21 protein-coding genes are annotated in these 24885 nt (G+C 56.1%); 10 read left to right on the forward strand and 11 right to left on the reverse strand.

Annotation, left to right across the window (positions count from 1 at the left end):
• Positions 1–59: 59 nt before the first annotated feature.
• The 4 genes from N037_RS23000 to yiaK are packed head-to-tail and all read right to left on the reverse strand — an operon-like array spanning position 60 to position 3852.
• The gene (locus N037_RS23000) at positions 60–1379 is read right to left on the reverse strand and encodes an MFS transporter (RefSeq protein ID WP_023334062.1); all 1320 of its coding nucleotides are present in this window, start codon (positions 1377–1379) and stop codon (positions 60–62) included.
• Positions 1380–1422: 43 nt separating this feature from the next.
• The gene (locus N037_RS23005; RefSeq protein ID WP_032643751.1) at positions 1423–2349 is read right to left on the reverse strand and encodes a DUF4862 family protein; all 927 of its coding nucleotides are present in this window, start codon (positions 2347–2349) and stop codon (positions 1423–1425) included.
• 26 nt (positions 2350–2375) lie between these two features.
• Complete coding sequence (locus tag N037_RS23010; protein WP_032643753.1) at positions 2376–2843, reverse strand: YhcH/YjgK/YiaL family protein; 468 nt, start codon at positions 2841–2843, stop codon at positions 2376–2378.
• A gap of 10 nt (positions 2844–2853) precedes the next feature.
• On the reverse strand, positions 2854–3852 hold the full coding sequence (yiaK, locus tag N037_RS23015) for a 3-dehydro-L-gulonate 2-dehydrogenase (RefSeq protein WP_032643755.1): 999 nt from the start codon (positions 3850–3852) through the stop codon (positions 2854–2856).
• A gap of 225 nt (positions 3853–4077) precedes the next feature.
• On the opposite strand from yiaK, the gene yiaJ reads away from it, so the two are divergent.
• Positions 4078–4896 carry an IclR family transcriptional regulator YiaJ gene (gene yiaJ / locus N037_RS23020; protein WP_021242452.1) on the forward strand — a complete coding sequence of 273 codons (819 nt, stop codon included), beginning with the start codon at positions 4078–4080 and terminating at the stop codon, positions 4894–4896.
• Between the two features lie 3 nt (positions 4897–4899).
• The gene (locus N037_RS24495; protein ID WP_072164048.1) at positions 4900–5355 is read left to right on the forward strand and encodes a 4Fe-4S dicluster domain-containing protein; all 456 of its coding nucleotides are present in this window, start codon (positions 4900–4902) and stop codon (positions 5353–5355) included.
• Positions 5356–5359: 4 nt separating this feature from the next.
• On the opposite strand, the gene avtA is transcribed toward N037_RS24495, so the two are convergent.
• Complete coding sequence (avtA, locus tag N037_RS23025; protein ID WP_032643757.1) at positions 5360–6616, reverse strand: valine--pyruvate transaminase; 1257 nt, start codon at positions 6614–6616, stop codon at positions 5360–5362.
• 624 nt (positions 6617–7240) lie between these two features.
• Positions 7241–9271 (reverse strand): alpha-amylase, encoded by a 2031-nt coding sequence (locus N037_RS23030; RefSeq protein ID WP_032643759.1) that lies wholly within the window; start codon positions 9269–9271, stop codon positions 7241–7243.
• 314 nt (positions 9272–9585) lie between these two features.
• Between N037_RS23030 and N037_RS23035 the strand changes: the two genes are divergently transcribed.
• Complete coding sequence (locus tag N037_RS23035; RefSeq protein WP_032643761.1) at positions 9586–10410, forward strand: protein bax; 825 nt, start codon at positions 9586–9588, stop codon at positions 10408–10410.
• Positions 10411–10449: 39 nt separating this feature from the next.
• Here the strand turns inward: N037_RS23035 and xylR are convergent, their stop codons facing one another.
• The 4 genes from xylR to xylF form a co-directional block, all read right to left on the reverse strand.
• Positions 10450–11628, reverse strand: a complete 1179-nt coding sequence (gene xylR, locus N037_RS23040) for a D-xylose utilization transcriptional activator XylR (RefSeq protein WP_023334070.1) — start codon at positions 11626–11628, stop codon at positions 10450–10452.
• Positions 11629–11661: 33 nt separating this feature from the next.
• Positions 11662–12843, reverse strand: coding sequence for a xylose ABC transporter permease XylH (gene xylH, locus N037_RS23045; RefSeq protein ID WP_023334071.1), 1182 nt, complete (start codon positions 12841–12843; stop codon positions 11662–11664).
• Positions 12821–14362, reverse strand: coding sequence for a xylose ABC transporter ATP-binding protein (locus tag N037_RS23050; protein WP_032643763.1), 1542 nt, complete (start codon positions 14360–14362; stop codon positions 12821–12823). Before N037_RS23050 ends, xylH begins: the two co-directional genes overlap by 23 nt.
• A gap of 72 nt (positions 14363–14434) precedes the next feature.
• Entirely contained in the window at positions 14435–15427 is a 993-nt protein-coding gene (gene xylF, locus N037_RS23055; protein WP_032643766.1) for a D-xylose ABC transporter substrate-binding protein, read from the reverse strand.
• Positions 15428–15798: 371 nt separating this feature from the next.
• Here xylF and xylA point away from each other — a divergent pair, with 371 nt between their 5' ends.
• The 4 genes from xylA (at position 15799) to N037_RS23075 (ending at position 20199) form a co-directional block, all read left to right on the forward strand.
• Positions 15799–17121: a xylose isomerase gene (gene xylA / locus N037_RS23060; RefSeq protein ID WP_156369752.1), complete on the forward strand. Its 1323-nt coding sequence runs from the start codon at positions 15799–15801 to the stop codon at positions 17119–17121.
• Between the two features lie 60 nt (positions 17122–17181).
• Positions 17182–18636: a xylulokinase gene (xylB, locus tag N037_RS23065; RefSeq protein ID WP_032643768.1), complete on the forward strand. Its 1455-nt coding sequence runs from the start codon at positions 17182–17184 to the stop codon at positions 18634–18636.
• Positions 18637–18739: 103 nt separating this feature from the next.
• A complete protein-coding gene (locus N037_RS23070) occupies positions 18740–19279 on the forward strand; it encodes an isochorismatase family protein (protein ID WP_032643772.1) in 540 nt (179 codons plus the stop codon).
• Positions 19279–20199: a GlxA family transcriptional regulator gene (locus N037_RS23075; protein ID WP_032643774.1), complete on the forward strand. Its 921-nt coding sequence runs from the start codon at positions 19279–19281 to the stop codon at positions 20197–20199. The genes N037_RS23070 and N037_RS23075 overlap by 1 nt, the downstream gene beginning before the upstream one ends.
• Here the strand turns inward: N037_RS23075 and N037_RS23080 are convergent.
• Positions 20192–21187 carry an acyltransferase gene (locus N037_RS23080; RefSeq protein WP_032643776.1) on the reverse strand — a complete coding sequence of 332 codons (996 nt, stop codon included), beginning with the start codon at positions 21185–21187 and terminating at the stop codon, positions 20192–20194. The genes N037_RS23075 and N037_RS23080 overlap by 8 nt on opposite strands.
• 182 nt (positions 21188–21369) lie before the next feature.
• Here N037_RS23080 and N037_RS23085 point away from each other — a divergent pair, with 182 nt between their 5' ends.
• The 3 genes from N037_RS23085 to glyS all read left to right on the forward strand — a co-directional run bounded on the left by N037_RS23085 (position 21370) and on the right by glyS (position 24826).
• On the forward strand, positions 21370–21675 hold the full coding sequence (locus tag N037_RS23085) for a YsaB family lipoprotein (RefSeq protein WP_032643777.1): 306 nt from the start codon (positions 21370–21372) through the stop codon (positions 21673–21675).
• A 160-nt stretch (positions 21676–21835) separates the two neighbouring features.
• Entirely contained in the window at positions 21836–22747 is a 912-nt protein-coding gene (gene glyQ, locus N037_RS23090; RefSeq protein ID WP_032643779.1) for a glycine--tRNA ligase subunit alpha, read from the forward strand.
• Positions 22748–22756: 9 nt separating this feature from the next.
• Entirely contained in the window at positions 22757–24826 is a 2070-nt protein-coding gene (gene glyS, locus N037_RS23095) for a glycine--tRNA ligase subunit beta (RefSeq protein WP_032643781.1), read from the forward strand.
• Positions 24827–24885: the final 59 nt, after the last annotated feature.

The following is a 24885-nucleotide window of genomic DNA, read 5'->3' on the forward strand; positions in this document are numbered from 1 at the left end:
GCCGGGTGGCGCTTCGCTTACCCGGCCTACGGTTTGGTTTAGTGGGTCAGGTGAGGGCCTCAGGCCGCACGCTTGTGTGGCGTCACCGTGGGATTAGGCTCTGAGCCGGCATCGCATTTCGCCGGTAACAGTAGGGCCAGCAGCGACGCCAGCGCCAGAGAAACGGCCAGGCAGTAAACGCCCGCATCCTTGCTGTACAAGGTGATCAGCACCCCAACCGCATACGGACCACAGAAGCCGCCGAGGTTGCCCAGGGCGTTGATCACGCCGCGCGCGCCGCCCGCCATCTCTGCGCTGAACAGACGCGCCGGGATGGTCCAGAACACACCCGCAGCGGATTGCAGGAAGAACCCGCAGCCCACCAGGGCGGCATAGGCCAGCCAGGTGTTTGCTTTCAGCGCCACGGAGAGGAACATGCAGAGCGCAAAACCGATCAGCGGCAGGGAGACAAACAGCTTGCGCTTGCCGGTGCGGTCAGAAAGGGTAGAGAACAGGAACATGCCCGCAATGGCGCCGATGTAGGGCAGAATGGCGAGCATCCCCACCTGACCAATGCTGGTGTGCGTCAGCTCTTTCAGGATGGTCGGCAGCCAGAGCGTGTAACCGTAAATCCCGGTCTGGTAGAAGAAGTTCAGGGCGATCAGCTGCCACATGGTTTTGTCGGACAGCACGGCGCTGAGTGAGGCATTTTTCACCTCTTTTCCGGCGATGGCCTGCTGCTCCGCCGCCAGCGTTTGCACCAGATAGTTTTTCTCCGCCTCTGAGATCCAGCGGGCTTCCTGCGGACGGTCGTACACGGTGAACGCCCACAGCACCAGCACAACGACGGACATCAGACCTTCAATAATGAACAGCCAGCGCCAGTCAAGCGCGGTGATGATCCAGCCCGACAGCGGGGCGGTGATGATCCCGGCGATAGGCACGAACATAATCACAATGGCATTGGCGCGACCGCGCTCGGCATCCGGGAACCAGTTGCTGATCATGGTGAGCACTACGGGCAGCATCCCGCCTTCCGCCACGCCGAGTAAGAAGCGCAGCACCAGAAGCTGATACTGATTCGTCACGAGTCCCGTGAGCACCGAGATCACCGCCCAGGCAACCAGCGACCAGCCGATAAATTTCTTGCCGCTGCCGTGCACGGCAATCTTGCCGCCGGGAACCTGCAGGAACAGATAGCCGATAAAGAAGATCCCGCCCGCCAGGCCTGCCATCGTCGCGGTAATACCTAATTCTTCATCCATACCACCCGGCATCGCAAACGCGATATTCACGCGGTCCATATATGAAATAATGCAGGCGATAAGAATGGGAGGAATGATTCTTAGCCAGCGCTGGCGCGGAATGTCCGCATGTAGAGCATTCGATGAAATATTCATAGTTAATGTCTCAGTGAATGTAATCGGAATATGTTTTTTGTTTTTATTGTTTCGCTTTATTCATAGCACTAATACCGTCGCGCAAAATGGCGATGCGATGGCTGACGTCAGCATTAGCATTTATTTCCAGTAATTTAATACCGGAGAATTTCAACGTTGCGGCGCTCGCCGCAGTAAAGAGTGATTTTGCATGTTCAGTTGACATCAAACTGTCGGCGCAGAATGAAGAAAACGGCGCGTGCAGATCCTGCCATTCTCCGTACTCCCCGTGGGTGGTCGTGCCCGAAAACATCAATGCACCCAGTTTCCCGGCGTTGAGCGCGGCCTGAACATGGTCAAGCGGAAGGGTCGTGCTACGGCCTTCGATGGCCGAACGCGCCCAGTTGATGCAGACGCTGATATCCGTCTCTTTCACCACCTCCAGCACCTGCGCTAAAGGCAGGAAGCCCTTGCGCGGTGCCGGGCCGTTCATGGCATCGCAGTGTTCCAGCACCAGATCGCAGCCCCAGTCCCAGCCCGCGATTTCCCGAATCGAGCGGGAAAACGCTTCGGTGGCCTGGTCGACGGAAACATTGCCCGCCTGCGGGGCTGCCTGCATTTCCAGGGCTATCACTTTGCCCGGATAACGGGCGTTCACGGCGTTAACTTTCTGGTGCAGATGCCGGTAAAAGTCTACACATGCTTTACGCTGCGCTTCGTCGGCTGAGGCCAGGCCAAACGCGGCGTTGATGCCGCGGCGGCGCATGGTTTCCATCACTGCCGTGACCACAATTTGCCATTCACCCGGCGTATGGCGGAACAGCCATTCGTCGCCAAGAGGATGCAGATTTTCAAGGCAAGGCTGTTCCAGCCCGCGGATATGCGGCGTGTCGGAAAGTTCCCGCCAGAAGGTTTGTTCTTCTTGTTCCCCTTTCTGGTGAAACGAGGGTGCGCAGGGGTACGCACCAATAATAAAACCGGTGTTGGTCATTTCGCGTTCCTGTATTTATCAGAAAATTAATCTAATTCGCTGATTGTCACTTTCACCACAATTTTACGAATTGCGGCTTCCTTGTTCTTAATACAGGCAGGACGATGCACATCCTGCGGGAAAAATAGGGCATAGCTGCCGGGTATCATTTCGATAAACGATTCATTTTCACTGTCGTGATAAAAAATAATATCTCGCTGCTCCAGTAATGATTCGCTTATTTCGTTATTACCGGTATCAATAGCGATACCGATTTTCTCTTCACCCCATGCCAGAAACTGAATATCCAGATAGCGGCGGTGCACTTCCGGGCGGTTCTCGTGCGGTTCCTTTGTCGTCAGGTCGAGAACCTGGGCAAAAATAGTGCGACCTTCAATTTCCACCACGCCTGGCGCCAGGGTGGTGAAATCCGTAGTGCGCAAAAAATGAAGTGCTTTTTCAATCGCCAGCGGCAGACGACACGGATTGGGCTGGGAAATATGTCCGAATATCATGGTCCACTCCTTACAGAGACTGGATTTTCGCCCACACGCTGTCGTCAACCGTGATGCCGTCGCGGCGGTTCTCTTCCAGCAAACGGGTGAATTCATGTCCCGGAAGACGGACGGCGACATTTTCATCAGCACGTTCGGCGGTGGTAACGAAGTCCATGATGCGCTGCAGCTTGGCATCTCGGGTTGGGCCGTCAATCAGGCGATCGACCTCGATGGCGATAAAGATCTGCGACACGCCATACTCGTCGCTGTTGTCCTGGGTTACTTCCGCAACGGATGCGCCGTCAGAGAGCAGGGTGGCGATCATATCGAGCACGATGGATAAGCCGGACCCTTTCCAGTAGCCCATCGGCAGAATACGGCGGTTTTTCTCAATCACGCCTGGCTCTCGGGTGAGATTGCCCTCGTCGTCAAAGCCGCCATCGACCGGCAGCTCGCGCCCGGCCAGGCGATTCACCTCCAGCATGCCGTAGGAAAACATCGACATCGACATGTCGACCATGGTGATCGGGTTAGAGGGAATAGCCACGATCAGCGGGTTAGTGCCGATACAGCACTCTTTTGATCCCCATGCGGGCATGACGGCAATAGAGTTGGTCCAGCATATGCCGATATAGCCCTTCTCCGCCGCCTGCCAGCCGTAGCTGCCGCCGCGCATCCAGTGGTTCGCATTACGCAGTGCCACCAGACCAATACCGTGGTCGGACGCCAGCTCGGTGGCGCGATCCATCATCTTTTTCGCCGTCAGGTTGCCAATGGAGCGCTGGGCGTCCCATTGTTCGATGGCGCCTAATGTCGTCACCCGTTTTGGCTGAGCGTCGGGAAGGATGTCGCCAGCATCAAGCTGCTGAATGAAACGCGGAAAACGGTTAACGCCGTGCGAATAGACGCCGGACTCCGTTGTACGGGCGAACATCTCGGCGCAGGCGTCTGCGGTTTCCGCTTTCACGCCGCGATCGAGCAGGACCCGATTGAACGCCGCTTTCAACTCTTCAAAGGTCACTTTCATCCCTGTTCTCCTGTTCTTTTAAGGGGCAAGTGCGAGTGCTTTTTTATCGTTAAATTTCACTATGCGAAATCTGATTTCAAATATAGCGATCAAATTTTGTCAGATCAACGATATTCATGTTTTTCAAAATCTATTAAAATCAAATGCTTGTGTTTTTTCTGTTGAGATCGTGAACTGAACCACACTTTGCGCTACCATCAGGGCGCGATAAAAAGGAGCCATTTAATGAGCATGAAAGAGAGCGAAATGACGCAAGAAAAAGAGAGGCCAGCAGGCAGCCAGAGCTTGTTTCGCGGCCTGATGCTGATTGAGATCCTCAGCAACTATCCGAACGGGTGTCCGCTTGCGCATTTATCGGAACTGGCGGGGCTGAATAAGAGCACGGTGCACCGCTTGCTGCAGGGGCTACAGTCGTGCGGGTACGTGACCCCTGCACCCGCGGCGGGCAGCTATCGCCTGACCACCAAATTTATCGCCGTCGGGCAAAAGGCCCTGTCGTCGCTGAATATTATTCACGTGGCCGCTCCGCACCTTGAGGCGCTGAACATTGCCACCGGCGAAACGGTGAACTTCTCCAGCCGTGAGGACGACCACGCCATCCTGATTTATAAGCTCGAACCGACAACCGGTATGCTGCGCACGCGTGCCTATATCGGCCAGCATATGCCGCTCTACTGCTCCGCAATGGGCAAAATCTACATGGCGTTTGGTCATCAGGATTACGTGGCGAGCTACTGGGAAAGCCATCAGGAACAGATCCAACCTTTGACGCGCAACACCATCACTGAGCTGAGCGCCATGTATGATGAGCTGGCGGAAATTCGCGACCGCAGCATGGCGATGGACAAAGAAGAGAACGAGCTGGGCGTTTCCTGCATTGCCGTGCCGGTCTTTGATATCCATGGCCGCGTCCCGTATGCGATCTCTATCTCGCTGTCGACGTCGCGCATGAAGCAGGTGGGTGAGAAGAACTTGCTCAAACCGCTGCGCGAAACGGCAGAGGCTATCTCAAAAGAGCTGGGTTTTAACGTGCGCGAGGCGTAACAGATGAACCGATTTATCATGGCGGATGCGGAAAAATGCATTGGGTGCCGCACCTGCGAAGTGGCCTGCGCGGTGTCGCATCAGTGCGCTGTCTCCGCTCATGCCTTTACGCCCCGCCTTCGGGTCGTTAAGGGAGATGCCTACACTACGGCAGTGGGTTGCCATCAGTGCGAGGATGCGCCCTGTGCAAATGTATGCCCAACCCATGCCATCAGCCGTACGGCGGGAGCCTGGATCGTTGAGCAGACGCGCTGCATTGGGTGCAAAAGCTGTGTGGTGGCGTGTCCGTTTGGGGCGATGCAGGTTCGTCTGGAGGGAAATAGGGCGCAGGCGGTGAAATGTGATTTATGTGTGCATCGCGAAGGCGGACCGGCCTGCGTGGAGGCCTGTCCAACCCACGCGCTGCGCTGTGTTGATCCCGCCAGATTACGCACCGAACGGCTGCATAATCTGGCGTAAGAACTTACTGGCCGTCTTCGCGCCAGGCTTTTTCGATTTCTTCGGCGAGGATCTTAACCCCCGCTTCGATTTTTTCCGGGTCGGGCACATAGTTCATGCGCATGCACTGGTGCGTATGCGGCCACGGCTTATCGAGCCCCGGGAAGAAATAATCGCCCGGGACCATCAGCACGCCGCGCTTTTTCAGGCGCTGGTAGAGCAGCTCGGTGGTGATAGGCAAATCCTTAAACCACAGCCACAGGAAAATCGCCCCTTCAGGCTTGTGGATCAGGCAGCGTTCTTCCGGTAAATAGCGGCGAATTGTCGCAATCGTCTCCTGAACGCGCTGGTAATAGAAAGGCTTGATCACGTCATTGGACAGACGCAGCAGGTCGTTGCGCTTAATCATTTCGCACATCATTGCCGGGCCAATGCCGCCCGGTGAAAGGCTGATAATGCCGTTCATATTGGTAATGGCGGTGATGATTTTCTCGTTAGCGATGATGATGCCGCAGCGGCTGCCGGGCAGACCGAGCTTAGAGAGGCTCATGCACAGGACGATGTTTGGGTTCCACAGCGGACGTGCTTCGCTGAAGATAATGCCCGGGAACGGCACGCCGTAGGCGTTATCGATCACCAGCGGAATACCGTGCTGATTCGCGAGCGCATCCAGCTTCATCAGTTCGTCGTCGGTGATCACGTTGCCCGTTGGGTTCGTCGGACGCGATACGCAGATCATGCCCGTCTCTTCACCAATATGCAGATGTTCAAAATCGACATGATATTTGAACTGGCCTTCCGGCAGCAGCTCAATATTCGGGCGCGCGGAGACGAACAGATCCTCTTCCAGGCCGGAATCGGCGTAGCCGATATACTCCGGTGCCAGCGGGAACAGCACTTTTTTGGTGGTGCCGTCGGCGCGACGCCCTGCGAACAGGTTAAACAAGTAGAAAAACGCGCTCTGGCTGCCGTTTGTCAGTGCAATATTCTGTGGTTCGATATCCCAACCCAGCTCGTCACGCAGCATTTCGGCAAGGAGTGCCAGCAGCTCGGTTTTACCCTGCGGGCCGTCGTAATTGCAAAGCGCATCGGTTGCTTTGCCGCTTTCCAGCATCTGAGCGAGCAGCGTCTGGAAATAGGTCGTCATCTCCGGGATTTGAGCCGGGTTTCCGCCGCCGAGCATGATTGCGCCCGGTGTGCGCAGCCCGTCGTTGAGGTCCTCCATCAGGCGAGTAATGCCTGAATGGCGGGTAAATTTGTCGCCGAAAAGTGAAAACGTCATAGCAGGTGATCTGTCGAGCTTATTTTGAAAGTGGGTAACCATAACGCTAGCACCGTGCTGGTGCAAATCGGGTGATGTGGTCGGATTTGTTGTTTTATATGGCGTAGTTTGATTTTTGTAGTGAATAGTTCTGGTGAATTTCCCTCACCCGAACCCTCTCCCTGAGGGCTGAGGGTTCCCCACAAAATAATACCTGCACGGACGACTCCCTCTCCCTTGGGGGAGAGGGCTGGGGTGAGGGGGAACATACGGCTCTGGTGGTCATTCCGTTCACTTCATGTTCCTTGCTACTCTGTAACGACATGACCGGTGAACGTGCCAGGGTGGCTCAATCGCCACCACCCTGGCAGCCCGGGCTCCCGGCGGTAAATCGCCGCTTCGCGGTTCCCTCAGCTTATTCCTTCAGGCTATCGGGTCGGGCATGAGCCTGCATCCCTGCAGGCCACGCCCTCTCGGCGCATCCCTGCGCCTCGACCCGGCCTTACGGAAACACTTCGGCGATTTACAGCCGGACCAGGGCATCGCTGTAATCCATTCATTTTCCTGAAGCAACGTTCACCGCTTCCGGTTAAAAAATTACCGGGGATCCCTCAGCCCTGAGGGAGAGGGAACTGGAGTGTGCCGTTATTGATTACCTGCCCATACCACCATCACCTTATCGTCCTTGTGCTCGCGCACGAAGCCGTACCCCTCTTTCAGCGACAGGGTAGTTTGCTTGCCTTCACCGATCGCTGGATGGCGGGCGCGGAACTGGCCCAGCGTTTGCCAGTGGGTGACGGTTAGGGCCTGCTTGCCCGTGACGTCCTGCCAGTTCATATCCGAACGGGTGCCCTGTAGCGGGTCGGAGCCTGTTGGCCCAAACGGACGTTCAGATTCATCCCCGTAATAGATTTGTACGCTGCCCGGCGCCAGCAGAAGCAGCTCCGCCGCGCGCTGGCCCCCTTCGCGGAACAGACGCGTATCGTGTGATGAGAGATAGCTCAGGACGTTGAAGCTTTGCAGCTTCTCCGCCATCTGCTGCCAGGTAAGATCCATGTCGGCCAGGCAATCCACCGCTTTTGCCGCCTGCTCCTGATAATCAAAGTTGATCATCGCATCAAAACCGTGGCGGTAATAATCGCTTTGCATCACCCCGTGTCCCCAGGATTCCCCGGTCATCCAGAACGGTGCGTTGTCGAGCTTTTTGTCCGGGTTCGCCCCTTTCCAGGCGGCCAGCGCCTGGCTTGCCTGGTCTTTCAGCTGTTGCCAGGCAGCAAGCTCAACGTGTTTAGCCGTATCCACACGGAAACCGTCGATGCCGTAGTCACGGACCCACTGGCTGAGCCAGTGGGTTAGATAGTCGCGCGGGGTATAGCCCGGAATGGCTTTCGCATGAGTATCGGGTTTGTGTTGATAGAAATTGGGTAACCCGGAAGGGACGGTGGATTCCGTTTTCAGATCCGGCAGAAATGCCAGAGACATGGTCAAATCATCGAAGCCAGGGTTGTCGTAATCGCCGATATCGGTGCGGATCCATTTCTTGCCCCACCATTTTTCCCATGCGGCTTTGTCGCTAAAGTTGATGTAGTCGTTAAAGCTGTGCCAGCTCTGGCCCGCGCCCGGCTTCCAGTCCGTCCAGCGTTCTCCCAGCGTCTTTTTCAGCTCATCACCCTGCAGGTACAGGGCACCAAACTGATACTCCTGCATGTCTGCCAGCGTGGCATAGCCAACGTGATTCATGACGATATCAAACAGAACGCGGATCCCGCGCTTGTGCGCTTCGTCGATAAGATGGCGTAAATCATCTTCGGTGCCCATATTGGCGTCGAGCTTTGTCCAGTCCTGGGTATAGTAGCCGTGATAGGCGTAGTGAGGGAAATCCCCTTTGGTGCCACCGCCTACCCAGCCGTGGATCTGCTCAAGCGGGGAGCTTATCCAGAGCGCATTCACCCCCAGCTGCTGTAAATAATCGAGCTTGCCGGCGAGTCCCTTGAGGTCGCCGCCGTGGAAGGTGCCAATCTCCTGCATGCCGTCCTTATGGCGACCGTAGCTGTTGTCGTTGCCCGGGTCACCATTCACATAGCGGTCGGTTAGCACAAAATAGACGGTGGCGTTTTGCCAGCTAAACGGCGCAGGCTTGTCGGTTTCGGCGCGCTCAAGCAGCAGCAGGCCGTTACTGTTGGCGGCTGGCTGCAGAGTGATTTTTCCATTCTGCACCGTCGCCGTCTGTTTACTGTAGTAGTCGCGCACGACGGAGCCTTCCGGGAAGGTAGCGCTGACATCCAGCGTCAGCGGTTTACTGTCCCACTTCGGGCACTGGCGGATGACGTTTGTAACCGGCTGTTCTGCGGCACTCTGAATCGTCAGCAGCAGGGTGGGCGTGCCGGAGCGGGTATCAATCCGCATCTGGTAGTCACCGTCGCGGAAAAGGCGCCACTGCGGCGGCGTGCCGTCACAGGGCTTGAGCGACAGCATCTCATTGAGTTTTATCGCGTCCGCAGGCTGCCAGCACGTCTTGTCAAAACTCAGCGTCAGAGGACGCGTACCCTTCGCAAGCTTTGCCTGGCTGGTAAAGACCCCCGTGCCTTCGGCGCTAAAGGCGCTAAACCCCGGCGATGACCAGTCGGCATGCGCCAGTGCGGGTAACATCAGAAAGGCCAATGCGGTACGTTTCATTCCTTTTTCCTGTTGCGGCATTTTTGACCAGTGTGCCATCAGGCGGAGAGCAAAAACTCATCCCCCGTCGCTTTCTGCCAGGAGGATGCGTGAGGATGAGTGATCTCGCGCAAAATTAGGGAGTTATATGCGATAGCGCACACAATTTTCATGGAATGATGGTTTTATGAGCAAGTTTCAGGTGACATAGTTTCGGAATTGGACTATTTCTATACGTGCTCTTGAAGTCTATTTTTGATATGATTTGAGATTCCGCTCTCAAATTTGTGAAAAAAATAAGGTGTTGGGATGATTACATCCGACCAGGAGACCTAATGATATCGACTCCCATTCGACGATATGGGGCTGCGATACTCATGTTACTCACCACGGCATTTTCGGGTGAGGTGCTTGCGAAGACGCACACGGATACAACGAGTAAGAAAGCCCACGTAATAAAGACGACAAGTAGTAAGGTTAGCAGTAAACAAGAGTATTCTCGCAATAGTGCAAAGAGTAGTTCACTTCCTGATTTGCGAAAATACCCTTCCGGAACACCAAGGAAAAAAGCGTTTCTCCGGACGGTAATGCCTTACATCACGAGTCAAAATGCCGCGATTACTGCGGATCGTAACTGGCTGATTTCCAAACAGTACGATAGCCGCTGGTCGCCGTCCGAGCGCACGCGTCTTAAAGATATCACGAAGCGATACAAACTGAGCTGGAACGGTAACACGCGTCGTGTGCCGTGGAATGCTCTCCTTGAGCGTGTGGATATCATCCCGGGCAGCATGGTTGCGACCATGGCTGCTGCCGAAAGCGGCTGGGGGACGTCTAAGCTTGCGCGTAGCAACAACAACCTTTTCGGCATGAAATGTGTGAAAGGTCGTTGTAACAATGCCCCTGGCAAGGTGAAAGGCTATTCACAGTTTGAATCTGTGAAAGATTCCGTCAGCGCCTACGTGGTGAATCTGAACACGCACCCGGCCTACTCATCGTTCCGTAAATCACGCGCTCAGCTGCGTAAAGCGGACCAGGAAGTGACGGCCAGTACGATGATCCACAAGCTGAAAGGTTATTCGACAAAGGGACAGAGCTATAACAACTATCTGTTCGCCATGTACCAGGATAACCAGCGCTTAATCGCCGCCCATATGTAATCTCAAAAAAACGCCTTCCACCGGAAGGCGTTTTCTTTTCTAGATCAGCACCTCGCTGTGGCGATCCCGATACTCCTTCGGCGTGGTGTCATACTCTTTGCGGAACACCGAATAGAAATATTGCAGAGACGGGTAACCGCACATCTGCGAGATTTCGTTAATCGACAGCGACGTGGAAATGAGCAGGCTGCGTGCTTTCTCCAGCTTTTCAGCATGGATGACGGCATGAATGGTTTCTCCCACCTCTTCTTTAAAACGCTTCTCCAGATTCGAACGCGAAATGCCCACCGAATCCAGCACCTGATCGACCTTAATCCCTTTGCAGGCGTGGTTGCGAATATAGTGCATGGCCTGAATGACGGCCGGGTCGCTTAAGGAGCGATAGTCAGTTGAGCGACGTTCTACGACGCGGACAGGAGGCACGAGCAAGCGCTGAAGGGGCAGAGATTCTTTATCCAGCAGACGATGCAGCAGCTTCGCCGCCTGATAACCCATCTGACGCGTGCCCTGTGCAACGGAGGAGAGCGCCACGCGAGACAGATAGCGGGTCAGTTCTTCGTTATCAATGCCAATCACGCACAGCTTTTCGGGCACCGGAATGTGTAAGTGTTCGCAGACCTGCAGCACGTGCCGCGCGCGCGCGTCCGTAACGGCAATAATACCGGTTTGCGGCGGCAGCGTTTGCAGCCAGTCCGCCAGGCGGTTTTGTGCGTGCTGCCAGTTTTCCGGCGCAGTTTCCAGCCCCTGGTACACCACGCCGCGGTACTTTTCCTTCGCGACCAGCTGGCAAAACGCGTGTTCGCGTTCAACGGCCCATCGCTTGCCGCTGGTGGCCGGTAACCCATAAAACGCGAAGCGATGGACGCCTTTCTCTTTTAAATGAAGAAAGGCGGCCTCGACCAGGGCATGGTTATCGGTGGCAATATAGTGGACCGGCGGATAGTGTTCGGGTGAATGGTAGGAGCCACCGACGCCCACAATCGGGACGTCGACGTCGGTCAGCAGCTGCTCGATGACGGGATCGTCATAGTCGGCGATGACGCCATCGCCCAGCCAGTCTTTGATGTTCTCCAGACGGGTGCGAAAATCTTCTTCAATAAAAATATCCCATTCAGATTGCGACGCCTGCAAATATTCACCAACACCTTCGACCACCTGACGGTCGTAGGCTTTATTGGCATTGAATAACAACGTAATGCGGTGACGCTTTTCAAACATGGCTCACTTCCCAATTAAGTCACAATACGGTTATCAGGCCCGTCGCTTGGTGGCCGAGTCCATCCAGACTGCCAGTAAAAGAATGGCCCCTTTGACGATATACTGCCAAAACGTCGGGACGTCCATCATACTCATCCCGTTATCCAACGATGCCATGATAAATGCCCCCATGACCGCGCCCGCCACGCTACCGATACCCCCTGCGAGGCTGGTGCCACCAATGACGCAGGCGGCGATAGCATCCAGCTCGGCGATGTTACCGGCGGAGGGAGAGCCAGCACCCAGACGCGAGCTGAGGATCAACCCGGCGATAGCGACCATCAGGCCGTTAATGGCGAAGACCGCCAGCTTGGTACGCTCGACATTGATACCCGAGAGGCGGGCCGCTTCAAGGTTGCCGCCAATGGCATAAATACGGCGACCAAACGCGGTGCGCGTGGCCATAAACATGCCGCCCAGCAGCAGAAGCGCCAGCAGCAGGACGGGTGTCGGAACGCCGCGATAGTCGTTTAAAAGCCAGATGGCGCCGAGCACAATGACCGCCGTGAGCGCCTGGCGCCCCACCACGGACGTTGATGCAGGCGATGCCAGACCCAGCGCCTGACGGCGCATACGTCCCCGCCACTGCCACGCGACAAACGCCAGCAGTCCCACCACACCGATCGTAAAGCCTATGCTGTCTGAGAGGTAACTCTGGCCAATTTGCGACATGGCCGCGCTGGTGGGGGAGACGGTGGTACCGTTAGTGATGCCAATTAAGATCCCGCGGAAGGCCAGCATCCCCGCCAGGGTGACGATGAACGACGGCACCTTACGGTAGGCAACCCACCAGCCGTTCCAGGCCCCCAGAACCAGACCCAGCAACAGCGTGACCGCCACGGTCAGCGGCAGCGGCCATCCAAGCCAGACGTCGAAAATCGCCGCCACGCCGCCAAGCAGACCCATCATCGAGCCGACTGACAGGTCGATTTCCGCGGAGATAATCACGAAGACCATGCCCACGGCCAGAATGCCGGTGATGGCGGTCTGGCGGAGCAGGTTGGAGACGTTACGCGCGCTCAGGTAAGAGCCATCCGTCATCCACGTGAAAAACAACATGATGACGATGATTGCTGCGATCATCACGAAAACCTGCAGGTTCAGCGCTTTTAGCCCCGCGAACGCACCGGGCGTCGGAACAGCGACTTTGATATCAGACGGATTGCTTTTCGACATGACGTTCGCTCCTTAAAGCGGCTTCCATCACCTGCTCCTGCGTCAGGTTCTGGTTAATCAGGTTGGCTTTCAGTTTTCCCTCGTGCATGACCAGCACGCGGTCGCTCAGGCCGAGCACTTCGGGTAACTCAGACGAGATGACGATGACGGCAATCCCTTGCTGTACAAGCTGATTAATCAGTTTGTAGATTTCGTATTTGGCTCCGATATCAATCCCGCGCGTGGGCTCATCAAGGATTAAAATGCGTGGATTGAGAAGCAGGCAGCGCGCCAGAATCGCCTTCTGCTGGTTGCCGCCGCTCAGGCGGCCAATCGCCAGTTCTGGCGAGGAGGTTTTGACCTTTAGCCGGGCAAGTGACTGAAGAATGCACTGTTGCTCTGCGGCATCGTCCAGGCTGCTCAGCGCGCCGGAGAACCGATCGAGTGCCGCAAGCGTAATGTTTTTACCCACCGCCATCACCGGCACGATGCCGTCTTTTTTGCGATCTTCCGGCACCATGGCAATGCCGCGGGCAATCGCCTGCTGGCAGTTGTCGATTTTCACCGGCTGGCCGTCGATATAAATCGTGCCCTCCCAGCGCCCCGGCCACACGCCAAACAGACACTGTACGGCTTCGGTGCGCCCGGCACCGACGAGGCCCGCAATCCCAAGAATTTCTCCGCTGTGAAGGGAAAACGACACGTTATTCACGCGCTTGATGTGGCGGTTAACGGGGTGCCACGCGGTCAGGTTTTCCACGCGCAGCACTTCATCGCCCGTTGCGTGGGGTTCATTCGGGTAGAGTGCCGTTAGCTCGCGGCCCACCATCATGGTGATGATGTCATCTTCGCTCATCCCGGCGGCTTCACGCGTGCCGATGTGCTGCCCGTCGCGGATCACGCAGATGGTGTCCGAAATGGCTTTTACCTCGTTCAGCTTGTGCGAAATGTAGATGCAGGCGATGCCGTGGTTTTGCAGATCGCGGATGATATTGAGCAGAACCGCGGTTTCCTGTTCGGTGAGCGACGCCGTGGGTTCATCAAGAATCAGCAGCCTGACCTGTTTATTTAGCGCTTTCGCTATTTCGACCAGCTGCTGTTGCCCGAGGCCCAGATCCCCTACGCGGGTATCCGGTGAAATGTTGAGGCTCACCTGCGCCAGCAGCTTTTCGCAGCGGAGCGTCATGGTGTCGTAATCCAGCACGCCGTGGCGGGAAATTTCGGCCCCGAGGAAAATGTTCTCCAGCACGGTGAGATGCTTCACCAGCGCCAGCTCCTGGTGGATGATGGCGATGCCTTTGCGTTCGGTATCGCGGATGTGTGTTGCCTGGATAACTTCACCGGCAAAGACGATTTCGCCTTCGTAGCTGCCGTGGGGGTAAATCCCGCACAACACTTTCATCAGCGTCGACTTGCCCGAACCGTTCTCACCGCACAGCGAAACCACTTCGCCGGGGTTCAACCGGAGGCTGACGTTGTCGACGGCTTTCACCGTGCCGAAGCGTTTGGTGATGCTTTTCATTTCAAGTAAATAAGGCATAACCGCTCCACATAACCCGAGGGAAGAACAGTACAACGTGATGCGCCCCCGCAGAGCAGGGGCCGCGCCGGATTACAGTTCGCTCTTCTTGTGGAAACCGTCTTTAACCACGGTGGCGTCAATGTTTTCTTTGTTGACTTCAATCGGTGTGAGCAGGCGAGCCGGAACATCTTTCAGCCCGTTATTCAGCGTTGCGTCTGCTTTAGGTTGTTTGCCATTGCCTAGCTCTACGGCGATTTCCGCCGCCGTATTGGCCAGCTGGGTAATCGGTTTGTAGACCGTCATGGTTTGGGTGCCTGCGATAATGCGTTTTACGCCAGCGAGATCGGCATCCTGTCCTGAAATGGCGACTTTACCGGCCAGCCCCTGTGCGCTCAGAGCCTGGATAGCACCGCCTGCGGTGGCATCGTTGGAGGCCACAACCGCGTCAATTTTGTTGTTGTTGGCCGTCAGCGCGTTTTCCATAATTTTCAGCGCATTTTCTGGCAGCCAGCCGTCGGCCCACTGATCGCCAACCACTTTAATTTTCCCGCTGTCGATGTACGGCTTAAGGACTTTCATTTGTCCTTCGCGGAACAGTTTGGCGTTGTTATCCACCGGAGAGCCGCCCATCAGGAAATAATTGCCCTGAGGCACTTTGTCGATCAGGCTTTGCGCCTGTAATTCCCCGACTTTTTCATTGTCGAACGAAATATAATAATCAATGTCCGCATTATTAATCATGCGGTCATAGGCGAGCACTTTTATGCCTTCCTGTTTGGCTTCTTTCACCACGTTACTTAATACCTGGCCGTTATAGGGGATAATGACCAGAACATCGACGCCACGGTTGATCATATTCTCGATCTGCGACATTTGTGTTTCTTCGTTGCCGTTAGCTGACTGGACAAACACGCTGGCGCCGAGGGATTCTGCTTTTTTAACAAAAATATCGCGATCTTTTTGCCAGCGCTCCAGACGCAGGTCGTCAATCGCCATGCCAATTTTGACCTCTTTGGCATGTCCTGCAAAGCTTGCAAGAAGGAGCGTAGTGCAGAGCGTTAGAGTCAGGTTCTTTATCTTCATAATTATTAGGCCTTTTTGTAGGGGTATGTGTTGCTGAGATAAAAGAAACATTCACTGCTGAGACGCAGCAAATTTTTAACGCGGAAAGGCGGGCTGGCAATTACAGATTTTTATCTTCTCATTATGATATTTGGTTTATTTCTGAATTTATGACCGCGATCGTATTTTAAAATACGTAACGTCTTAATTACATTTGATTCTGGAATACGCGCCGAAAAATAGTTTGTCTGCGCATTATTTTGCGAGCCAGCGCACAGTTGTGCATTCTCTCAATAGCAGTGTGAAATAACGTAATTGAGCAACCCAAAATGTCTATTCACTATTACTCCTGTATCAACGACTCGCCGCATACCCTGATTATGGAGCTCAATATGCAAGCTTATTTCGACCAACTCGATCGTGTTCGTTACGAAGGCCCAAAAACGACCAATCCTTTAGCATTTCGTCACTACAACCCGGATGAGCTGGTGCTGGGTAAGCGCATGGAAGATCATCTGCGCTTTGCCGCCTGTTACTGGCATACCTTCTGCTGGAACGGCGCCGATATGTTCGGCGTGGGTTCCTTTGACCGCCCGTGGCAGCAGCCGGGGGAGGCGCTTGAACTGGCAAAGCGTAAAGCCGATGTGGCGTTTGAGTTCTTCCACAAGCTGAACGTGCCGTACTACTGCTTCCACGACGTGGACGTGTCGCCGGAAGGGGCGTCGCTGAAAGAGTATCTGAACAACTTCGCGCAGATGGTGGATGTGCTGGCGGCGAAACAGCAGCAAAGCGGCGTGAAGCTGCTCTGGGGCACGGCAAACTGCTTCACCAACCCACGCTACGGCGCGGGGGCGGCAACCAATCCGGATCCGGACGTGTTTAGCTGGGCGGCCACGCAGGTGGTGACGGCAATGAACGCCACGCATCAGCTGGGCGGTGAAAACTATGTTCTGTGGGGTGGCCGTGAAGGCTATGAAACCCTGCTCAACACCGACCTGCGCCAGGAGCGCGAGCAGATTGGCCGCTTTATGCAGATGGTTGTCGACCATAAGCACAAAATCGGCTTCCGCGGCACGCTGCTGATTGAGCCGAAACCGCAGGAACCGACCAAGCATCAGTATGACTACGACGTGGCGACGGTGTATGGCTTCCTGAAGCAGTTCGGTCTGGAAAAAGAGATTAAAGTAAACATTGAAGCCAACCACGCCACGCTGGCGGGGCACTCTTTCCATCACGAAATTGCGTCTGCGATTGCGCTGGGTATCTTCGGCTCTGTCGATGCTAACCGTGGCGATCCACAGCTGGGCTGGGACACCGATCAGTTCCCGAACAGCGTGGAAGAGAACGCGCTGGTAATGTACGAAATCATCAAAGCGGGCGGCTTCACCACCGGCGGCCTGAACTTTGACGCCAAGGTACGTCGTCAGAGCACCGACAAATACGATCTTTTCTACGGCCACATTGGCGCGATGGACACCATGGCGCTGGCGCTGAAAGTGGCGGCCCGTATGATTGAAGATGGCGAGCTGGATAAACGCGTGGCGAAGCGTTACAGCGGCTGGAACAGTGAGCTGGGCCAGCAAATTTTGAAAGGCCAGTTATCGCTTGCTGAGATCGCGAAGTACGCTGAACAGCATCAACTGGCACCGCAGCATCAGAGTGGACACCAGGAACTGCTGGAAAACCTGGTCAATCATTACCTGTTCGATAAATAACAGCATCCAGGCCCGGTAAGCGCAGCGCCACCGGGCATTTCTGTCAAAGGAGTCACCACAATGTATATCGGGATCGATCTTGGCACATCGGGTGTGAAAGCCATCCTGTTGAGCGAGCAGGGCGACGTGTTAGCAACGCAGACGGAAACGCTGCAGGTTTCACGTCCGCATCCGCTGTGGTCGGAACAGGATCCGGAGCAGTGGTGGCGGGCGACGGACCGCGCGATTAAGGCGCTAGGCGAGCAGCACAGCCTGCGCGACGTGAAAGCGCTGGGGATTGCCGGACAAATGCACGGCGCTACGCTGCTCGATAGCCAGCATCGTGTGTTACGTCCTGCGATCCTCTGGAACGATGGCCGCTGCGCGGAAGAGTGTGCGCTTCTCGAGGCGCGCGTACCTGCCTCCCGCGAGATTACCGGCAACCTGATGATGCCCGGCTTTACTGCGCCCAAATTGCTGTGGGTACAGCGCCACGAACCGGAGATTTTCCGTCAGGTGGCGAAAGTCCTGCTGCCGAAAGACTATCTGCGCTTTCGCATGACGGGCGATTTTGCTTCCGACATGTCTGATGCCGCAGGCACGATGTGGCTCGACGTGGCGAAACGTGACTGGAGCGAGGCAATGCTGGATGCTTGCCATCTGACCCGTGAACACATGCCCGCGCTGTACGAAGGCTGTGACGTGACAGGCACACTGCTGCCAGACGTTGCGGAACGCTGGAATATGCCTGCCGTACCGGTGGTGGCCGGAGGCGGCGATAACGCGGCGGGCGCTGTCGGTGTCGGGATGGTTGAGGCGGGGCAGGCGATGCTGTCGCTGGGAACGTCTGGCGTCTATTTTGCCGTCAGCGATGGGTATCGCAGTAATCCAGAAAGCGCTGTGCACAGTTTCTGTCATGCCCTTCCCGGCAAATGGCATTTGATGTCGGTGATGCTCAGCGCGGCGTCCTGCCTGGACTGGGCGGCAAAACTCACCGGCATGGCCGACGTTCCGGCGCTGATTTCTGCGGCGCAGCAGGCGGATGACGCTGCGGGTACCGTCTGGTTTTTACCGTATCTTTCCGGCGAGCGTACGCCGCACAACAACCCGGAAGCAAAAGGGGTGTTCTTTGGCTTAACCCATCAGCATGGCCCGGCAGAACTGGCGCGTGCGGTTCTGGAAGGCGTGGGCTATGCCCTGGCCGACGGGATGGACGTGGTGCACGACTGCGGCCTGAAACCGTCGAGCGTCACCCTGATTGGCGGCGGTGCGCGAAGCCCTTACTGGCGACAGATGCTGTCGGATATCAGCGGGTTGCAGCTGGATTTCCGCACTGGAGGGGATGTTGGCCCCGCGCTCGGTGCCGCGCGTCTGGCGCAGATAGCCATTCATCCGGAACAACCGCTTTCACAACTGTTGCCGCAGCTTACGCTTGAACAGGCGCATTTGCCTGACGCGGCGCGCCATGCGCGCTACGCGGAAAGGCGCGACGTGTTCCGCAAAATCTACCAGCAGCTGCTGCCGCTGATGTCGTAAATACGCTTGTCCGGGAGAGGCACGAGGATGTCCTTTTTTGGTCTGTGCGTGCCTTCATTTCCTTGCCAGTATGGTGCCACACCCACTGGCGAGGAGATCCATCATGTCACGCATTGCATTAATCAACATCGATACTCAGCAGTCATTTCACCACCGCAATTACTGGCAGGAGGACGACATTCCTGCCTTTCAGCAGGCGATGCTGGGGCTGATTGAAGGCTGCCAGGCGCGCGGTATTCCGGTCGTTGATATTTTTCATGTGGATGAAGATGGCCCCTTCACGCTGCAAAGCGGCTACGTCAAACCGATGGCCTTTTTGCGTCATCAGCCGGATGTGGTTTTCCAGAAACACGTCCATAATGCGTTTACGGATACCGGGCTTGACCGCTGGCTGCGCGAGCGTGATATCAACAGTGTGATTATCTGCGGCATTCGCACTGAACAATGCTGCGAAACCACCGCCCGGGTGGCATCCGATCTGGGTTATGCTGTGACCTTTGTTAGCGAGGCCACGCTGACGTTCCCCATGACGTACAGGGGCATTACCCTTAGCGCAGCGGAAATTCGCCACCGTACCGAAACGGTACTGTCCGGGCGTTTTGCCGAGATTAAAACGGTAGCGGAGACGCTGGAGTCCCTGTAATGAGCATCGATGTCTGGTTCGTGATGTTGCCCGGGGTGCTGTCATTAGACATGACCGGCCCGGCAGAAACCTTTGTGCTGGCAGGCGACGCGTTTCGTCTGCATTACATTGGCCCTCAGCCGGAGGTTCCGACGTCGATTGGCCTGACGATGGGCGGCATCCAGCCATTGCCGGAGCGTCTTCCAGAGGGAAGCCTGCTGGTATTGCCCGGCGTGAGCGACTCCCGCGCTCAGTTTTCGACACCACAGGCGTTACAGATACAGCGCTGGCTGATGCGCCTGCAGCCGCAGATACAGCGCCAGGAAATCACCGTGATGTGCGTCTGCTCAGGGGCTTTACTGGCGGCGAAATCGGGCCTGCTGAACAATCGACAGTGCACAACTCACCATGACGTTATTAGCCGTTTACGCACTGCGGCGCCCACGGCGACGATTAAAGAAAACCGCATATTTGTGCAGGATGAGAATATCTGGACCAGCGCCGGGATCACGTCGGGCATCGATCTGGCTCTGCACATGATTAACCGCCTGTGCGGCCCTGAAAAGGCGCTGACCGTGGCGCGTGAGATGGTGGTCTGGTTCCGCCGTTCCGGCGACGATCCCCAGCTATCTCCGTGGCTACGCTACCGCAATCATCTTCACCCGGCGATTCATCGGGCGCAGGATGTGCTCACCGCCGAGCCGCAAAAAACGTGGAGCTTGTCTGACATTGCTGCGCTGGCGCACGTCAGCCCGCGTCACCTCACCCGGCTTTTTCAGTCACATTTAGGGATTAGCGTTCGCGATTATCTGGAGCAGCTGCGTCTGGCGGTGGCGGAGCAGTGGCTATTGCAGGGGCGCGGCGTGGAGCAGGCCTCACTGGCGGCAGGGTTTTCCTCCCCGCGCCAGTACCATCGCGCCCGGCAGCGAAGCATTAGCTGACGAAGCGGCGAGCGTCTATTTTTTGCAGCAGCATCGACAGCAGCAGGCTGACCGCCAGCGTGGCGGCAAAAATCCAGACGATATCCAGCATCGGCCAGCTTTTTAGCTCAACGCCTCTCGTGCGCAGCGCGTGGATCACCAGCGCGTGAAAACCGTAAATCCCGAGAGAGTGCCGCGAGATAAGACTCAGTACGGGCAGGGGACGCGTATTCAGTGTGTTTTTGGCGAGGGTGAGCAGCGAAACGGCACAGATAAAGACCATCGGCCCGCAATACAGATACCAGGTATCGGCAAAATTGCCGCGCCACTGCAGCTCGTGCAGCGTCCCGCGTGAAATCACCACCACGCCAGCGATAAACAGCCCCCCGCAGAGCCAGTTCAGCCCGCGTTTTTGCGTGTCCATCATCCCGATGGCGCGCCCCAGCATGCCGTAAAGCACGTAGTAGAAGGTATCGCCGTTGATATAGAGGTTTACCGGCAACCACTCAAATCCGTCGATTTTCTGCGAGAGCGTATTCGGGTTGGCGATGATGCCAACCACCACCATCAGGGCCAGGAGCATTTTACCGCTGACGTTTTTTACCTGGATAAGCGGAGAGACCAGATAGATAACGATAATGGCGAAGAAGAACCACAGGTGGTAGAACACTGGTTTTTGCAGCAGGTATTTCAGCGATAACCCGGCGTTAATCGAGGTAAACAGGGTGATATAGAGCAGGGCAACGGCACTGTAGAACCCCAGGCAGGCCGCGATGCGAATGAAATGCCTCGGCTGTGCGCTGCGTTCGCCAAAAAAGAGAAAGCCGGAAATCATAAAGAACAGCGGCACGCTGACGCGTGACGCAGAGTTGAGAATATTGGCGATATCCCAGTTAACGGGGCTGATGCTGTGGGCATTCGTGACGTACCAGGTCGTCGTGTGGATCATGACCACCATCAGACAGGCTATTCCTCTCAGGTTATCAATCCAGCTAATTTTTGACTGCATCAGTTCCTCGTATTCCCTGTAAATTGAGTGTGACTGCCGTTGTCCAAAAGTCTTCGTTTGGAAAATTCTGAGTTTTATGTGCAGGCTTGCCGGGAGACCGCGAGATTCGCAGAATGGCAGTCCTTAATCTATAAACGTGTTGATACTAAAAATAACAGCCACTGACCAGGGCGGTAATAAAAATGATGATGAAGCGTGTGGCGTCACTCTTTCTGCTGTTCATGCTGGCAGGATGCAGTGCGCCACAGGAAGCACCCGTGCAAAAAGCACAGCAGGGTAAAATGAGCCCGGAGCGTTCACTGAATATGGAAGCGCTCTGTAAGGATCGGGCCGCTCGCCGCTATAACTCGGACGTAAAGAAAATTGATGTCACCGGGTTTGAGCGTTTTCAGGGAAGCTACGAGCTGCGGGGCCATACGTCGCGTAAAGAGGGCTTTGTCTGCTCGTTTGATGCGGACGGTCAGTTTTTACACCTCTCCATGCGCTAGCCTGCTCGTATAATCAACAGCCAGACGCCGTCAGCCTTCTGGCTGGAAAGCTTATTTCCCAATTTTCCCTAAACAACCCCGTTTCGTACTGTATATCTTGCAGCCAGCGGGTATACTGGTCCCTTCCATTTAAAACCACACGTATCCAGCACGAAATACTATGCAAAAGTTTGATACCAAGACCTTCCAGGGCCTGATCCTGACCTTACAGGATTACTGGGCTCGTCAGGGCTGTACCATTGTTCAACCTTTGGACATGGAAGTCGGCGCCGGCACTTCACACCCGATGACCAGCCTGCGCGCGTTGGGGCCTGAGCCAATGGCGACTGCGTATGTGCAGCCTTCCCGTCGTCCGACCGATGGTCGTTACGGTGAGAACCCAAACCGCCTGCAGCATTACTATCAGTTCCAGGTGGTGATTAAGCCATCACCCGACAACATTCAGGAACTGTACCTCGGGTCGCTGAAAGAGCTGGGTATGGATCCAACCATCCACGACATTCGTTTCGTGGAAGACAACTGGGAAAACCCAACGCTGGGTGCCTGGGGGCTGGGTTGGGAAGTGTGGCTGAACGGTATGGAAGTGACCCAGTTCACTTACTTCCAGCAGGTTGGCGGTCTGGAATGTAAGCCGATCACCGGTGAAATCACCTATGGTCTGGAACGTCTGGCGATGTACATTCAGGGCGTAGACAGCGTTTACGACCTGGTCTGGTGCGACGGCCCGCTGGGTAAAACCACCTACGGCGACGTGTTCCATCAGAACGAAGTGGAGCAATCCACCTATAACTTCGAATACGCGGACGTGGACTTCCTGTTCACCTGCTTCGAGCAGTATGAGAAAGAAGCGCAGCAGCTGCTGGCGCTGGAGACTCCGCTGCCGCTGCCTGCCTACGAGCGTATTCTGAAGGCCGCCCACAGCTTCAACCTGCTGGACGCCCGCAAAGCCATCTCCGTGACTGAACGTCAGCGCTACATTCTGCGTATTCGTACCCTGACCAAAGCCGTTGCAGAAGCTTACTACGCGTCCCGTGAAGCCCTTGGCTTCCCGATGTGCAACCGAAACAAATAAGAGGCGGCCATGTCTGAGAAAACTTTCCTGGTGGAAATCGGCACCGAAGAGCTGCCACCAAAAGCCCTGCGCAGCCTGGCTGAATCTTTTGCTGCGAACGTGACCGCCGAGCTGGATAACGCTGGCCTGGCGCACGGTAAAATTGAGTGGTTTGCCGCACCGCGCCGTCTGGCGCTGAAAGTGGCAAATCTGGCGGCGTCTCAGCCGGATCGTGAAGTCGAAAAGCGTGGCCCGGCGATTGCCCAGGCGTTTGACGCGGAAGGCAAACCGAGCAAAGCGGCTGAAGGCTGGGCGCGCGGCTGCGGCATCACCGTTGATCAGGCCGAGCGTCTGACCACGGATAAAGGCGAGTGGCTGCTGTATCGTGCGCACGTGAAAGGCGAAAGCGCGGAAGCGCTGCTGCCGGACATGATTGCCACGTCTCTGGCGAAGCTGCCGATTCCTAAGCTGATGCGCTGGGGCGCGTCCGACGTGCACTTCGTGCGTCCGGTTCACACCGTGACCCTGATGCTGGGCGATACCGTTATCCCGGCGACCATTCTGGGCGTGGCGTCCGATCGCGTGATCCGCGGCCACCGCTTTATGGGCGAGCCGGAGTTCACCATCGACAATGCCGACCAGTACCCGCAGATCCTGCTGGAGCGCGGTAAGGTCATTGCCGACTACGAACAGCGTAAAGCCAAAATCAAAGCGGACGCTGAAGAAGCGGCGCGCCAGATTGGCGGTAACGCCGACCTGAGCGAAAGCCTGCTGGAAGAAGTCACCTCTCTGGTGGAATGGCCGGTCGTGCTGACCGCGAAGTTCGAAGAGAAATTCCTGGCCGTTCCGGCTGAAGCGCTGGTGTACACCATGAAGGGTGACCAGAAGTACTTCCCGGTTTATGCCAACGACGGCAAGTTGCTGCCAAACTTCATCTTCGTGGCAAACATCGAATCGAAAGATCCGATCCAGATTATCTCCGGTAACGAGAAAGTCGTTCGTCCGCGTCTGGCGGATGCGGAGTTCTTCTTCAACACCGACCGTAAAAAACGTCTGGAAGATAACCTGCCGCGCCTGCAGACCGTGCTGTTCCAGCAGCAGCTGGGGACGCTGCGCGACAAGACCGACCGCATTGCGGAACTGTCCGGCTGGATTGCCCGTGAAATCGGTGCCGACGTCAACCACGCGACGCGTGCAGGCCTGCTGTCCAAGTGCGACCTGATGACCAACATGGTGTTCGAATTTACCGACACCCAGGGCGTGATGGGCATGCACTACGCGCGTCACGATGGCGAAGCGGAAGACGTGGCCGTGGCCCTGAACGAGCAGTATCAGCCGCGCTTCGCGGGTGACGACCTGCCGTCCAACCCGGTTGCGTGCGCTGTAGCGATTGCCGATAAGATGGACACCCTGGCGGGTATCTTCGGTATCGGTCAGCATCCTAAAGGCGATAAAGACCCGTTCGCGCTGCGTCGTGCCGCGCTGGGCGTACTGCGCATCATCGTTGAGAAGAACCTGAACCTCGATCTGCAGACCCTGACCGAAGAAGCGGTGCGTCTGTACGGCGACAAGCTGACCAACGCGAAGGTTGTGGATGATGTGATCGACTTCATGCTCGGTCGTTTCCGCGCGTGGTATCAGGACGAAGGTTACACCGTTGACACCATTCAGGCGGTGCTGGCGCGTCGTCCAACCCGTCCGGCTGATTTCGATGCGCGTATGAAGGCGGTTTCCCACTTCCGTACGCTGGAAGCGGCATCTGCCCTGGCCGCGGCTAACAAGCGTGTATCTAACATTCTGGCGAAATCCGACGAGACGCTGAACGAGCGCGTGAACGCCGCGACCCTGAAAGAGCCGGAAGAGATCGCGCTGGCGATGCAGGTTGTGGTGCTGCGCGACAAGCTCGAGCCGTACTTCGCGGAAGGTCGCTACCAGGAAGCGCTGGTGGAGCTGGCCGAGCTGCGTGACGTTATCGACGCCTTCTTCGAGAAAGTGATGGTGAACGTCGAAGATAAAGAGCTGCGCGTTAACCGTCTCTCCATGCTCGAAAAACTGCGCGAGCTATTCCTGCGCGTCGCGGATATTTCGCTGCTGCAGTAATGTGCCCGATGTTACACATGCTAAAAACCCGCTTCGGCGGGTTTTTTTATGGGGCTTTT

Source organism: Enterobacter sp. EGD-HP1 (assembly GCF_000733275.2).
Classification (GTDB): Bacteria; Pseudomonadota; Gammaproteobacteria; order Enterobacterales; family Enterobacteriaceae; genus Enterobacter.